Here is a 14592-nt window from a genome sequence, read left to right as displayed (position 1 = left end):
CAACTGATGAGTAAACTATGAATCCTGTAGTAATTTCTGTATGTATCATGCTGCTGCTAGCACTGATGCGCGTGAATGTCGTGGTCGCCCTGACATTCAGTGCCATCATAGGTGGACTAGTCGCAGGCATGGGATTAAATGACACAGTCGCAGCCTTTGAAAGCGGGCTAGGTGGAGGGGCAACTATAGCACTGAGCTACGCTATGTTAGGTACCTTTGCCGTGGCTATTTCCAAATCCGGTATCACCGATTTGTTAGCCAATAGCGTCATCAAGCGTATCCATGGCAAAGAGAACGGCGCCGCATCTACGGGGCTAAAATATGCGGTAATAGTTGCATTAGTGCTAGTCACTATGTCATCACAAAATGTCATTCCCGTACATATTGCATTTATTCCAATTCTTATCCCGCCGTTACTTGGGGTATTTGCCAAGCTCAACCTGGACCGTCGAATGATCGCCTGTGTTCTAACATTTGGTTTGGTCACACCTTATATGGTACTTCCGGTAGGATTTGGTGGGATCTTTCTAAACAACATTTTGCTCAAAAACCTTCATGATAACGGTCTAGAATCCGTGACTGCAAGTCAGGTCCCTGTCGCTATGTTACTGCCTGCGGCTGGTATGATTTTTGGTCTTTTAGTTGCGATTTTCTTTAGTTACCGTCGCCCTCGCCAATACCAAGAAACTGAACTCACTCACGTAGAAGAAAATACCGCGTCAATCAACAAGAAAAATATTATGATTGCAGCAGTGGGTATTTTAGCAGCCCTGTCAGTTCAGCTAACTACTGGGTCAATGATCATTGGTGCTTTAGCTGGGTTTATGGTCTTTACCTTTGGTGGCGTCATCGCTTGGAAAGAAACCCATGATGTGTTCACCAAAGGGGTACACATGATGGCTATGATAGGCTTTATCATGATTGCAGCAGCAGGTTTTGCTGCGGTAATGAAGCAAACAGGTGGTGTTGAGTCTCTAGTTGAAGCGCTTTCAACAAGCATTGGTAATAACAAACCTCTGGCTGCGCTTCTGATGCTGGTTGTTGGCCTACTTGTCACCATGGGTATAGGCTCATCTTTTTCAACCATTCCTATCATTGCAACCATTTATGTTCCTCTGGCTGCCGCGTTTGGCTTCTCACCCATGGCAACTATCGCCCTAGTGGGTACTGCAGCCGCATTAGGAGATGCAGGTTCACCCGCCTCTGATTCGACTTTAGGCCCAACTTCAGGTCTCAACGCTGATGGTCAACATGAACACATATGGGAAACTGTGGTACCAACCTTTATCCACTACAACATCCCTTTAATTCTATTTGGCTGGGTAGCCGCCATGGTTCTGTAATCTGGTTATCTCGCATTAAAAAAGCTGACTATAAAAAGTCAGCTTTTTTCTTTTCAAGTATCCAAACTCGCTAGTCAGTGTGCTTATCAGCAACGGCTGATAATACAGGCACCATATCTTTTAATAACTTCTCTTCGACTGGTTTTCCAGACGAGTCAGTCACATTAATTGAAGTACGGTTACCTAAGTCACCAAATAGGAAAGTATATTTACCCGATGGCAAATTGATCGGCTTGATACCAACCTTAGCCCAGAATTCATCGTTAGGCTCTGCGTATTTTGCCTTAACGGTTCCTTGTGACTGGTTACGATCTTCAATGGTAAAACCCATTTCTGGCAATAGCTTAGGTAAGCGAGACCAGAGTGTATTATATGGAGAACGTGCAATAATCACAGGGAAGCCACTGCGATCCGTACCCATAGTAATTGGGATATTCTTAACCAGTTGTTCTGCTCGACGAGCAGCTTCTTGACGAGCTTCTAGATCATAACGAGCCGTCACTAAGTTGGTCATTAATACGTTGTAGCGTTCTTTGTTGGTCGAAGAAACAGGCTTTGTTTTCCCAGCTTCACGCCAATCAATTAAGGAAATTTTAAAGCCGTAACGGCTGTTTGCTTCCACTTTGGTGATTTCGTAACGGGAACCGATCTCCCCATCTTCGTCTTCTGAAACCCAAGTCACCCAGTCAGTTTCGATACGATCATCAGTTTCCTCACGAATAGAAACCTTGCGTTCTGCAAGCATGGTTTGTACGGTTTGCCAAACCTTATCTAGTTCATCTTTCTTCAGCAACCATAGTACTACCTCTCCACCATGACGTTCAGCACGAGCACCAGGGATAAGCTCAAGCACTTGCTGAGGAGGACGAATATCGACATCTTTCCCAACTCCTCCAGAAAAGTTTCCAGATGGGATTTGGTAGTTGGGATAAACTTGAGTTTCAGCCCCTGCAACATCTTTCCACTCTGTTAGTGGCTTAGCATCGAGATACTCAAAGTCATCTTTGGCTTGGCGACGCTGAGTAGGTCCACCAGAGCATGCGCTCAAAACAAAAACAGCTAGCGAACTCACGACTAGCTGATGAGACAATTTCATTGAAACTCCTGATAAGTAAATGCCGAAGTCACCTTCGGCAATTCATAGTAAATTTAGTCGATACGGGCGTCTGCCATCGCTTGTGTCACAATGGGACGAGCAGACTCCGATAACTCGGTTAACGGTAATCGTAAGTCACCGCACTCTATCAAGCCCATTTTATGCGCTGCCCATTTGACAGGGATCGGGCTCGACTCAATAAACAAATTTTTATGCAGTGTCATTAGGCGCTGATTGATCGCTTCAGCTTCATCGAAGTTGCCTGCAAGGGCAAGTTTCATCATGCTTGCCATATCAGCTGCAGCAATATTATTAGTTACAGAGATAACCCCCTGTCCACCTTGTTTAACAAACTCTAGGCCTGTCGAGTCATCGCCACTAAGTAAGATAAAATCTTTGCCACAAAGTTCACGATGAATTTCAATTCGACTTAAATCACCCGTTGCATCTTTAAGAGCGACAATATTTTCAATCTCTGAAAGGCGGGCAACCGTTTCAGGCAGCAAGTCAACCGCAGTTCGGCCAGGTACGTTATAGAGAATTTGCGGAACATCACTTTCTTCAGCGATGGCTTTATAGTGCTGATACAAACCTTCTTGAGTTGGCTTGTTATAATATGGTGTGACACTTAAGCAACCTGAAATACCAGAATTGTTGAGTAGTCTGCTGAAAGTAACTGACTCATGCGTCGCATTCGCACCTGTTCCGGCAATAACTGGAATGCGCCCATCAGCGAACTCTACTGTCTTAGCCACAACTTTGACATGCTCTTCAACGGTTAACGTTGCCGATTCTCCTGTTGTACCGACAGCAACTATGCCAGTTGAGCCTGCTTGAACGTGAAAATCGACCAATTTCTTCAGGCTAACGTAGTCAACTTCGCCATCATGGGTAAAGGGGGTAATTAGCGCTACAATGCTTCCCGAAAACATGTCTTTCTCCCTAATATAGATACTGATTGCATGTTACTGTAAGGCGATTAACAAACACAAGCGATTAAAGCCGCTTAAATCACCTATTTGAATGAATATTTACCAGATGTTAGAACTTTGCCAAATTAAGCCCGCAATAGGTGTCATGACAAGGTCATAAATCGTACTTTTTACCTAGGTCTATTGACCCCAGACTAACTATGCTAAGCTGTTTGGTTAACACCCATAACTATGATTCGATAGTGATACTATGACTCAACATTTGGTGATAACAGCGGTAGGAGCAGACCGACCAGGAGTCTGTAACCATATTGTACAACTGGTGACAAAATCTGGCTGTAACATTATTGATAGCCGAATTGCTCTTTTTGGTAATGAGTTCACCCTAATCATGTTACTTTCAGGTACAAATGCCAATATTACTCGTGTCGAAACAAGACTGCCGTTGCTAGCTCAAGAACTTGATCTAATTACCATGATGAAACGTACATCTGAGCATGAACAAACTGATGATTCCTATCACGTTGAGGTATTCATAGAGTCAGAAGACCAATCAGGTATCACCGAAAAGTTTACTCAATTTTTTGCAGACAAGAGTATAGGTCTTTCATCGCTGAGTGCACAAACAATCCACAAAGACAAAACTCTGTCGGCAAAAAAGCAATTTCATATTGCGATTACCGCTAAGGTTGATGCCCACTTTAATCTGATGCAACTTAACGAAGAATTTGACGATTTATGCACCAACCTTAAAGTACAAGGCTCACTCAATTTTATCAAAAACAGTCAATAAAAAAGGACAACCAATGAACACGCTAACCGCGGGGGCTAAGGCCCCAGCTTTTTCGCTTCAAGATCAAAATGATAATACGGTTTCACTCGGTGATTTCACGGGTAAAAAAGTACTGTTTTATTTCTACCCCAAAGCCATGACGCCTGGGTGTACAGTTCAAGCACAAGGCCTGCGCGATGTAAAAGCAGAATTAGACAAACACAATATCGTTGTATTGGGTGTGAGTATCGATCCTGTTAAACGTCTGGGTAAATTTATTGAACGTGATAATCTCAACTTCACTTTGCTTTCTGATGAAGATCACGCAGTCGCTGAACAATTCGGTGTGTGGGGTGAAAAGAAATTCATGGGTAAAACATTTGATGGCCTGCATCGCATCAGCTTCCTCATTAACGAAGAAGGTGTGATTGAGCATGTATTTAACAAGTTTAAAACCAAAGATCACCATGAGGTAGTTCTAGACTATCTAAACAGCAAGTAATACCCACCTAATAGAACAGCCAGTCACTATCACTGGCTGTTTTGCATCATAAATAAAGGCCTAAAAGTCCAGTAATCACTGACTAAATTCTGGAATAATATGTTGGCCATATTGGGCAATGATGTTCTCTTCGTCACCGTTATCTAAGTAGATATTAAACTGAGTGACACCGACTTCTTCAAGCTGCTTGATTTTAGCGATATGGTCATCCGGACTGCCCAGAACAGAGAAGCTTTCGATGATATCATCAGAAATAAACTCTAGATAAGGGTTATCGCTTTGACCATGCTTAGAGTAATCATAACCTTTGCGCTTCTCGATATAGTCAGTCAGGCTCTTGGGAACCAGACCTGAGTCACTTCCATACTTTTCAACAATATCAGCAACATGGTTACCTACCATGGCTGGGAACCAACGAGTTTTATCTAAACACTCTTGCTTGTCACCAAAGTAAGCCGGAGCCGCTGCCTGCACTTTGAAATTACTCATATCCTTGCCAGCATTTTTTCCTGCTTCTAATGTTTGGTCAGTAAACCATTTCACCAAACTTGGCTCAGCAAGCTGAAGAATCAAACCATCGCCGTGTTCGCCCGCTGTCGCAAGGGCTTTGGGCCCATAAGCAGCAATCCACACAGGAAGGTCATAACCAACCGCCCATGGGAATTTCACCTCTGACGCGCAGTCATCGTAATTCACGGGTTCTTCACCTTTGACCATGGCTTTAACTTTATGAGTAAACTCAGCCAAGCGAGCCAAAGGCGCAGGCTTTTTGCCCATAACGCGCATCGATGAGTCGCCCCGTCCAACACCAAGGTCAAAACGCCCTTCACTTTGCAATGCCAAGCTTGCGTATAAACTTGCCGCAAGCGACCAATCTCGAATATTAGGGTTCGTCACACATGGGCCAAAGCGCATGGTTTTAGTGTGCTCCATACACATCGCCATCGCCACAAAAGACTCACGCCATAATATGTGTGAATCATAGAACCAGCAGTAGCTAAAACCCGCTTCTTCCGCCTGACGTACTAAGTTTCGTGCACGATTTGGGCTTACAAAGCCTTTAAAGGTAATTCCAAATTCCATCTCTTATTTCCTTTCGCAATAAGGTTAGTGAACAGGCGGCGCAATGGTGACGCCAGCATGGGTAAAAGGCACGTCTTTTGAGATATTTAGCCTGATTAGGATTGGAGTTAGCGCCTCGATACAGCGAGCACTTTCCGCAAGGCCCGCGTTGTAGGCTTTAACCCCTAACTTTTCGATAAGCGCCATAACTGCTTTTTTGGCCTCAAGCTGATTACCACAGACGAGAACGTCACAGTTGATCGGCTGATCGGTATTATTTAGCGTCACCGCAGATACATTATGCAAAGCACCGACTACTGAAACCTCATCGCCCAATAGTGCCTGAGCCGCTTCTGTTGCCGAACCTTCTGGTGGCATTACTACAGCTTTTGGATTTTTAGGCGCAAGTGGCACGACAATATCGACTAATATTTTGCCGCTCAGTAACGGCTTTATATCAGCCAGGGTCGCATCATGTGCTGAATAAGGCACAGACAAAATAACCATCTCGTTAGCCATTTTTGTCGCTTCTAAATTTTCCATTCCCTCTATATTTGCACTTCCTTGCGGTAATACTGAGTTCAATTCAGCAGCAACCTCAGCGGCGCGAACGCTGTCACGCGAACCAATAACAACCGGCACACCAGCCAGAGCAAAACGCTTAGCCAATCCTTTTCCTTGCGGGCCTGTACCACCCAAAATTGCTATCTTGTTATCTTCATTCATCGGAATAAATCCTCCTTGATCGGTCTTAGGATTTGCTTGGCTGAGCTGTTGCATGCTTGCCAGTTCAATCCACGAAAAATAATCACTGGGCATTTATCACTTTTGCCCATTAAAAGCCCAGATGCGCCTGCTAGTTCATCGGCAAAAGCAGGGGCGGTCACTTTTAGCTCTCGTCCCCATGCATCTTCATTACCACACATTTCTTGGATGGCAGGTACGCGCGCTAATCCAATCGCCACATTGGTTTGACCAAGTCGCCAAGGTCTGCCAAAGGTATCGCTCACAACCACACCTAATTGACAGTCAAAATGCGCTTCCAAACGCTCGCACAATTGCATGGCGCTGCGGTCAGGATTTTCTGGTAGCGTGATCAACTGACCTTCGAAATCCGCATTGGACTCATCAACCGCTGCATTGGCACAAATAAAGCCAAGTTTGTGCTCGGCGATTAAAAGGCCCTCATTTTGCTCTGCACGTTTAATACTGCGCACAATGCGAGTTGATTGGTCGAGTATGACTTGAACTTTACGAGGGTCTTTGTTGACTTGCTGAGCAAGTTCGATGGCTTGAGTGCTCGCAGATACCTTCTCAATATCCACCACAGCACCTTCAGTTTTCGACACCACTTTATGCGCCACGACTAAGATATCGCCATGCTGCAGTGATTGACCCTCTGCAGTTAATGCCCGAATCACATGCTGAGCTAAATCCATATCAGGCTTGAAATCTGGCAGACCAGACACACGAAACATCTGCATAGAATTGACCTCTGGCACAACCCTAGGTTTTGTCATTGCGCAGTTATTCATAGCAATATTCCTTATTTGGATAATCGGGAAAGGCTTTGATCAAATCCTTTGGTAAATCGATATCTTGGCTCAAATCCCGAAGGTCTAATACCTCAACCTTGAGCCCATTGATGTGCGCTTGTTGAACATGAGCAAGCGCAGACTGACTACCATATTGAAACTCAATTGCATTGGGTGGTGTGGTGATAAGCGCATTGGTCCCTAAGTCCTTAGCTCTTGCTATCACTACCTGATTGCCCGCTTGCACAGCTTGAAACAAAGCATCTATCTCACAGCAATTAAGCTTGGCGATATCAGCAGGCACAACCATTTGAAATTGATACCCCAATTTAAGGCTCCAATGAGTTGCTAGTTCAACGGCCGCATTTAAGCCTTTTGCTTGTCTTTCGATTAGGGGAGAGGCACCAAAACTTGATGCAATATCGGCAATCTTAAGGGAGTTTGTCACCACAAGGCAGTTGACCTGTGGGTAGTGCTGGGCAAAAAACCGCAGTGTTTGACGATAAAGGCTTAGGGCAAGAGCCTCGCGCTGGGAGATATTAAGTACGCCCATAAGTCGCTGCTTAGCTCGGCTTGGCGCCTTCATTGGAATCACAATATTGAGCTTATCTAACATCAACTTGCCCTTTCCAACTGCCACTTCAGTACTTCATCAACAATACTGGTCATGACATCAACCTTCTCGGCTTCATCACGCATCCATATATTCTGGGTGATGACCTGAATCCCCATTGCTTCAATTTCCGGCGCGTGATGTGCATCGGTTGAGTCAATAACTAATACATCGACCAGCTCACGATAATAAGTCGCTACTCCGACAACATTTGGGCGGTAACTGAGTGATTGCATTAGCTTGACTGCTGGTCCTTTAATCGCTTGGTTGCCAATGAGCGGAGAGATGGCAACAATAGGCTTTGAAAGTGCTTGTAATTGACGACGAATATCCCCAACCGACAAAATAGCGCCAATGCTAAGAAGCGGATTACTCGGGGCAATCAATACCAAATTAGCACTGTCTATAGCGGCAAGAGATTCAGGTGTTGCTGACGCCTTCTCGTAATCGAAATAACAAATCTCTTCCACATTTGCTTGGCATCGAAGACGAACAAAATAGTCCTGAAAACTCAGCCATTGCCCATTTGATTTCAGCTTGGTTTGTACTACATCATCAGTAGGCAGTAATATCGGCACATTTACGCCATTTGCAGCGGCAATTTGCTCGGTAATCTTTTGTGCGCGAATACCTTGGTGGCGCTGCTCTGTACGAAAGATATGTGTCGCAAAATCCATGTCTCCTAATTGCATCCATGTATCGACACCGAGTTGTTTGAGACCATTTAAGACATTTTGCTGATCACCCGCGAGTCCCCAACCTTGATTGCGATCTATCCGCTCTGCCAAAGTGTAGATAAGGGTGTCGATATCCGGTGAGACCCACAAACCATGAAAAGCTTGGTCATCGCCGATATTACCAATAATCTTTAGGCCATCGGCATAAGTACTTTTAGCCAAACCTTCCGCCGCTTTCGCCCCGCCAACACCGCCCGCAAGTAGCGTGATATTAAGACTTGTCATAATACGGCCTCAAAACGGGCAATCTCTTGAGAGGGCAAAACCAACTGACTTTTTTTCTTGCACTGCGCTTGCAACGGGTATTCCTCTAACACCTGATAGGAGGTAGAGCGCTGAAAAGCATCTAACCCCGCTTGATGGATAAAGCTCACCATGTCTTGTGGTTGAATTTCTTGGCCATGTTCACCGCCTGCTGCTCGAGATATGCTCTCATTCATCAGGGTACCGCCAAGATCATTGGCTCCAGAGCGCAACATTTGTATTGCGACATCAGAACCCATCTTGACCCAAGAAGCCTGAATATTATTGATATGACCTTGCAGCATAAGTCGCGCTACAGCATGCATTTTAAAGTGCTCACTGCGTGTCGGGCCGGGCCTTACTTTTCCTGGGTTCTCGTTGTAGAGCTTGGTTTTATAGTGCACAAATCCAAGGGGGACAAACTCGGTAAAACCACCCGTTTCTTTTTGGGTATTACGCAGTAATTCAAGGTGATTTGCCCAATGGTAAGGCTGGTCGATATGACCATACATTATGGTTGATGTGGTCTTAATACCTACTTCATGCGCCGCTTTAATAATGGCGACCCAGTCTTGAGTACTGAGCTTGTCTTTAGTTAATTGCTGGCGAATCTCGACATCCAAAATCTCAGCCGCTGTACCTGGCATGGTATCCAGACCGCATAATTTGAGATCGTGCAAAAACTCTTTGTAGCCCATTTTGGCACGACGCGCGCCATACCAAATCTCAAACGGGGAAAAGGCATGGATATGCATCTTGGGTAGGCGTGATTTGATAGCCAAAACAATATTGCGATAAAAATCAGCACCTATCTGTGGATGCAACCCGCCTTGAATACACACCTCAGTCGCACCGCGATCCCAAGCCTGCTGCGCGCGCTCTGCTATCTCATCTAAAGAAAGAAGCTCCGCTTCTTTGTGTTTTATTGGCTTGGCAAAGTTGCAAAACTTGCATCCCATGTAACACACATTGGTAAAATTGATGTTTCGGGTGATGATAAAACTGCCTCTATCACCACACAAATTTTGACGAACCTGATCAGCCACATCAAGCAATGCCTGTTGATCACGCCCCTCTGCATTGAAGAGGCTTATTGCTTGTTTTGGTGATATTTCCTTGCCATCCAATGCTCGTCTAAGAGTATCTCTAATCTCGGGATTCAACTGGCTAAATGGTGTATGAGTAGCTGTAGGCTGGTCGCTCCGTGACAACATCATCTTCTCCTTAGCTTTACAACTTAATGGGTGTGGCTTTGTATCATGGCAAAGCCATCAACTGACGCCTGTGAACGGATTCTTGAGTGGACCAAACTATCAGTCATTGTTTCGATAGTTGACTGATGCTCTGGGTAAACGGTTAAACGCTCTATTAGTTCATAGCCTGCCGATTGGCAGTGCTGTGCCAAACGCTCTATCTGCGGCCAAGCGCGTTCGGGATTGATAAAGTCTTTGGTCAGTGGCGAAATTCCGCCCCAGTCATTAATGCCTGCGCGCAAATAGTCTTGGTAGTCCTGCTCTAGGTTAGGCGGTGCCTGCAAACTGATTGAGGGAGATAGGATCAAACGAGCCGCAGCCAAAGTGCGCAGCATATCAACTTTCGAAGGTTCTGGCGCATCCGCCATTGCCGTTCCGGCTTTGGCACGAAAATTCTGAATAATAACCTCTTGGATATGACCATACTTGGCATGCAAACGCTCAATCTCACACAAGCTTTCGATTCTGTCTTGCCATGATTCACCAATCCCAATCAGCAACCCCGTGGTAAAAGGAATAGCAAGTTCGCCAGCCGCCTCTAAGGTATCAATACGACGTTGAGGCGTTTTATCTGGACAGCCATAGTGCGCCCCGCCTTTTTTAGTTAAGGCTGGGCTTAAACTCTCTAACATCATTCCCATGGAGCCAGCGACAGGTTTGAGTGTTTCTAACTCCTGATAAGAAAGTGCCCCAGCATTGATGTGAGGGACAAGCAAACTTTTCTGCAACACAAGTTCAGACATTGCTTTAAGATAACCAACTGTCGTCTTATGCCCTTGCTCAGCAAGAAGATGTCTAGCCAATTTATGCCGCTTTTCAGGCTGCTCACCTAAACTAAATAACGCTTCCTTGCATCCCATTCTCTGGCCTTGAAGCGCCGTAGTGAGAACCTGCTCGGGCGTCATTAACTCAGCTTGACCAGATTCGGGTGTTTTAACAAAAGTGCAATAGCTGCAAGTATCACGGCACATATTGGTTAATGGAATAAATACCTTACGCGAGTAGGACACCTTTTTCCCCCAGTGTCTGTCACGCAGATCGCTCGCTTGTTGACAGAGGCTACCTAGCTGCTCACTTGTGGCATTACCTAACTGCAGCGCTTTATCCTTGCTCAGCATATTTTTCTCCATAGATGAGTCCTCTCACCTAGCCCTAAAATGATGCCTAGATAAGACCCTAAAAAAACTGCACATTTCTTATTCGCAGGTAGAACTAACACTCTTTTTACCAAATGGCAAAAAAAATAGATGGAAGAATTCTTGTTATGTAAGCGCAGTCTAAATAAAGGCACTGTTGATAAAAATCTTTTATTTACAACAACTTAGTGACATTTAAATTTATACTATTTTGTTAGAAGAGTTAATAAGGCATGGTTTTCTTGGATAAGCGACGGCTCAGAAAGGGGCATTAGCCCCTTAATACTAAAAGGCTTTATTTATGCGCTAAAACACCATGTAAAACCATATGGGTGAGAAATTTAGCTGCCCGATCAAAATCAGGCTGTTCGAGTTTTTTCTTATCAAGCACCAACTCTATTTGGGTAGCAAAATCAGCATAAGTTTGCGTCATCGCCCATATTGAAATGAACAGGTGCTCGGGTTCAATATTGGTCAGCTGACCATGATCCATCCAGCTTTGTACCAAATGGATATTACTATCAAAAAGTGGCTTTAGATGGGTTCTCAGGTAATCACGCAGCATAGGAGCGCCAGCTATGATTTCCTGAGCAAAGACTTTGGAGGCATCTGGCTTGTCATGCGAAAGCTGTAACTTACCTCGAATGTATGCCTCTATCAGCTGCTCTGGCGTAGCATTTTTCTGCTCGGCAAATACCATCCTTTCTAACCAAAGATCGACAATATTCTGTAAAACTTTTCTATACAGAACCTCTTTGGATGAAAAATAATACAGCAAATTCTGCTTAGAAATACCGCTTTGCTGGGCAATTCGCTCCATGGTTGAACCCATGAAGCCAAATTCAGCAAACACGCTTTCTGCTGCTTTTTGTATCTTGGCTTCCAGTGCCAAACGGGTAGACGAAGATTTGGTGTCTTGTCTTTTTGGTGCCGACAACGGAGAAGAGATAATAGCCATAATCACTCACCTTAGGTGTATTGTTGCTGCTCCTCATCAACCAAGGTTTTTGAGCGCATCAGCGAATCGAGAAACTCTTGTACTATTCGAGTCGGTTTAGGCGACTTTCGATGAATCGCAGTAAATTGGCAATAATACGAGAAATTTGGATTATTTACTCTAATGATTTTATCTTGCACCACCATAATGGCGGCAAAATGTTCGGGTAAAAATCCAATATATTGTCCAGATCGAATCAGTGTCGCGATCCCTTCTTGATTGGTTGCCGTAGCGCTCTTATCTAAGTTAAGAGCTCGCCCAATCTCCATATTTGGGCTACTAAAACTTAATCCTGCATATTTCTGCGCCATCACTTCGTCATCACTGACTAATCGTTGAACATCAAACAATGGATGGCCTTTTCCGCAGTACATATACATCTGCTCACCAAATAAAGGCAAGTACTCAAGACTGGCCGAACGGCGATGAGGTGGGATAATTCCAATATGATATTTGCCTTCCAACACCCCTTTCTCAATTTCATTAACAGGCAAGACATGGATATCGATTGCGACATCTGGCGCTCTCGAAGCATAGTCTGCAATCGCTTTGTCCACCTGACACATGGAATTGGTCACCGTAGTATCAAACATGGCAATAATAAGGTGCCCTTTTAAGCTGTGATGTAAACCGTTTACCTCATGGCGAAACTCATCCATAGAAAGCACCAAACGCTGCGCTGATTCATAAATGTGAAGCCCTTCACTGGTGAGAGAGAACCCCGAACGTCCTCGCAGACAAAGTACTAACCCCAAACGTTGTTCTAAGTCTTTAAGATGGCGGCTAATAGTAGAGCGTCCAATGTTAAGCTCCATCTCTGCCGCGCTTAAGCCACCGCTGTCAACCACTGCCATAAACACTCGCAGCAAGCGAATATCCATATCGGATAACTGTCCCAATAACGCCTTCATTGTTTCATAAACCCGCATCTTTAGTTCGATTATTTGTGATTTATCAAACCAAATCTCGTGCATAAAGTAAAAGCCAAGTCCATGTTTTTTACAAAGAAAATGGAAAATTAATAAGGGAGAGTCACAGTATATGGACACTCAACAGAGTGAATACGGGATGCAGGCCTACTGGATGCCGTATACCGCAAATAGAAGATTCAAAGCCGATCCACGCATCATCACTGGCGCCCAAGGCGCTTATTACATAGACGATAAAGGACGCAAAATATTTGATGGCCTTTCCGGTTTATGGACATGTGGCGCTGGTCACAATCGAACAGAAATCGCCAATGCCGTAGAGAAGCAGCTCCTCGAACTCGACTATGCACCCGCTTTCCAATATGGCCACCCTAAAGCCTTTGAGCTGGCCGAACGTTTGGCAGCTTTAGCACCTGAAGATATCAATAAAGTCTTTTTTGTTAACTCAGGTTCTGAAGCCTCGGATACCGCAACCAAAATTGCCCGCGCTTACTGGCGCCAGAGAGGAAAGCCCACTAAAACTCGTATTATCGGCCGTATCAAGGGCTACCATGGCGCGAGTTGGGGAGGCGTAAGTTGGGGAGGCATCAACGGCAATCGCAAAATGTGGGGTCAAGCAATGGAAGCAGACCACCTCGCCCACACCCTACAGCCTAACATGGCATTTACCAGAGGTATGGCGCCGACAGGTTCTGAGATGGCAGACGAGTTACTTGAACTTATCACATTACATGATGCCTCCAACATTGCTGCTGTCATTATTGAGCCTTTTTCTGGCTCGGCTGGCGTTATCGTGCCCCCCGAAGGCTACTTACAGCGCTTGAGAACGATTTGTGATCAACATGACATTCTGCTTATCTTCGATGAGGTGATCACAGGCTTCGGCCGTACTGGCGACTACTTTGGCGCACAAACTTTTGGCGTCACTCCTGACATGATTTGTATTGCTAAGCAAATCACCAATGGCGCCATTCCTCTCGGAGCCGTATTGGCTAAACAAGGCATTTATGACACTTTCATGCATGCTGGAGGGGCTGAACACAATATCGAGTTACCTCACGGTTACACATACTCTGGACACCCTGTCGCCTGCGCTTGTGCACTGGCTACCTTAGATATATTGGAAAAAGAGCAGCTTATACCGCAAGTTGCCGAGCTTTCTCCTGTGTTTGAAAAGTCTATCCACAGTCTTAAAGGCACCAAACACATCTTAGATATTCGTAATTTTGGCTTTGCAGCAGGTCTTACCATAGCGCCACGTGATGGAGACCCAACCATTCGCCCCGTCGAAATCGCCACCACTTTATGGCAACAGGGTTTCTATGTGCGCTATGGAGGAGACACCATTCAACTCGGCCTGCCCTTTATCACTCAAGAACATGAAATAGACCGCCTAATCAATGCAATGGGCGACGCCATAGAGCAAACAGCTTAAACCCCAT

Annotated in this window: 15 protein-coding genes; 4 read left to right on the top strand and 11 right to left on the bottom strand. The window is 45.0% G+C overall.

All coding sequences use genetic code 11. The features are described from left to right. The first annotated feature begins 17 nt into the window (after positions 1 to 17). Positions 18 to 1343 carry a Na+/H+ antiporter family protein gene (locus FIV01_RS04195; RefSeq protein ID WP_152429870.1) on the top strand — a complete coding sequence of 442 codons (1326 nt, stop codon included), beginning with the start codon at positions 18 to 20 and terminating at the stop codon, positions 1341 to 1343. A 70-nt stretch (positions 1344 to 1413) separates the two neighbouring features. On the opposite strand, the gene bamC is transcribed toward FIV01_RS04195, so the two are convergent. Next, positions 1414 to 2439, bottom strand: coding sequence for an outer membrane protein assembly factor BamC (gene bamC / locus FIV01_RS04190; protein ID WP_152429869.1), 1026 nt, complete (start codon positions 2437 to 2439; stop codon positions 1414 to 1416). A gap of 53 nt (positions 2440 to 2492) precedes the next feature. Continuing rightward, positions 2493 to 3371 (bottom strand): 4-hydroxy-tetrahydrodipicolinate synthase, encoded by an 879-nt coding sequence (gene dapA, locus FIV01_RS04185; RefSeq protein WP_152429868.1) that lies wholly within the window; start codon positions 3369 to 3371, stop codon positions 2493 to 2495. 250 nt (positions 3372 to 3621) lie between these two features. Here dapA and FIV01_RS04180 point away from each other — a divergent pair, with 250 nt between their 5' ends. Continuing rightward, entirely contained in the window at positions 3622 to 4164 is a 543-nt protein-coding gene (locus tag FIV01_RS04180; protein ID WP_152429867.1) for a glycine cleavage system transcriptional repressor, read from the top strand. A 13-nt stretch (positions 4165 to 4177) separates the two neighbouring features. Beyond that, positions 4178 to 4645, top strand: a complete 468-nt coding sequence (gene bcp / locus FIV01_RS04175) for a thioredoxin-dependent thiol peroxidase (RefSeq protein ID WP_152429866.1) — start codon at positions 4178 to 4180, stop codon at positions 4643 to 4645. A 75-nt stretch (positions 4646 to 4720) separates the two neighbouring features. Here bcp and FIV01_RS04170 read toward each other — a convergent pair whose 3' ends face one another. From FIV01_RS04170 to FIV01_RS04130, 9 genes are all read right to left on the bottom strand, one after another. Then, the gene (locus FIV01_RS04170; protein ID WP_152429865.1) at positions 4721 to 5728 is read right to left on the bottom strand and encodes a TIGR03842 family LLM class F420-dependent oxidoreductase; all 1008 of its coding nucleotides are present in this window, start codon (positions 5726 to 5728) and stop codon (positions 4721 to 4723) included. 24 nt (positions 5729 to 5752) lie between these two features. Then, positions 5753 to 6433 (bottom strand): NADPH-dependent F420 reductase, encoded by a 681-nt coding sequence (gene npdG / locus FIV01_RS04165; RefSeq protein ID WP_152429864.1) that lies wholly within the window; start codon positions 6431 to 6433, stop codon positions 5753 to 5755. Further along, complete coding sequence (gene cofE / locus FIV01_RS04160) at positions 6430 to 7242, bottom strand: coenzyme F420-0:L-glutamate ligase (protein ID WP_152429863.1); 813 nt, start codon at positions 7240 to 7242, stop codon at positions 6430 to 6432. Before cofE ends, npdG begins: the two co-directional genes overlap by 4 nt. After that, entirely contained in the window at positions 7235 to 7882 is a 648-nt protein-coding gene (cofC, locus tag FIV01_RS04155) for a 2-phospho-L-lactate guanylyltransferase (RefSeq protein WP_152429862.1), read from the bottom strand. The genes cofE and cofC overlap by 8 nt, the downstream gene beginning before the upstream one ends. Further along, entirely contained in the window at positions 7858 to 8817 is a 960-nt protein-coding gene (gene cofD / locus FIV01_RS04150) for a 2-phospho-L-lactate transferase (protein ID WP_152429861.1), read from the bottom strand. The genes cofC and cofD overlap by 25 nt, the downstream gene beginning before the upstream one ends. Continuing rightward, on the bottom strand, positions 8814 to 10052 hold the full coding sequence (gene cofH / locus FIV01_RS04145) for a 5-amino-6-(D-ribitylamino)uracil--L-tyrosine 4-hydroxyphenyl transferase CofH (RefSeq protein ID WP_152429860.1): 1239 nt from the start codon (positions 10050 to 10052) through the stop codon (positions 8814 to 8816). The genes cofD and cofH overlap by 4 nt, the downstream gene beginning before the upstream one ends. A 20-nt stretch (positions 10053 to 10072) precedes the next feature. Beyond that, positions 10073 to 11218: a 7,8-didemethyl-8-hydroxy-5-deazariboflavin synthase CofG gene (gene cofG, locus FIV01_RS04140; RefSeq protein ID WP_216649457.1), complete on the bottom strand. Its 1146-nt coding sequence runs from the start codon at positions 11216 to 11218 to the stop codon at positions 10073 to 10075. 301 nt (positions 11219 to 11519) lie between these two features. Beyond that, on the bottom strand, positions 11520 to 12182 hold the full coding sequence (locus FIV01_RS04135) for a TetR family transcriptional regulator C-terminal domain-containing protein (RefSeq protein ID WP_152429859.1): 663 nt from the start codon (positions 12180 to 12182) through the stop codon (positions 11520 to 11522). A gap of 11 nt (positions 12183 to 12193) precedes the next feature. Beyond that, positions 12194 to 13195 (bottom strand): LysR family transcriptional regulator, encoded by a 1002-nt coding sequence (locus tag FIV01_RS04130; protein ID WP_202408469.1) that lies wholly within the window; start codon positions 13193 to 13195, stop codon positions 12194 to 12196. A 67-nt stretch (positions 13196 to 13262) separates the two neighbouring features. Here FIV01_RS04130 and aptA point away from each other — a divergent pair, with 67 nt between their 5' ends. Beyond that, positions 13263 to 14585 (top strand): omega-aminotransferase AptA, encoded by a 1323-nt coding sequence (gene aptA, locus FIV01_RS04125; RefSeq protein WP_152429858.1) that lies wholly within the window; start codon positions 13263 to 13265, stop codon positions 14583 to 14585. Positions 14586 to 14592: the final 7 nt, after the last annotated feature.

The sequence above is a fragment of the Vibrio aquimaris genome (assembly GCF_009363415.1).
Classification (GTDB): domain Bacteria; phylum Pseudomonadota; class Gammaproteobacteria; order Enterobacterales; family Vibrionaceae; genus Vibrio; species Vibrio aquimaris.
Note: the sequence above shows the minus strand (reverse complement) of the source record. Positions and strands in the feature narration are given on the sequence as shown.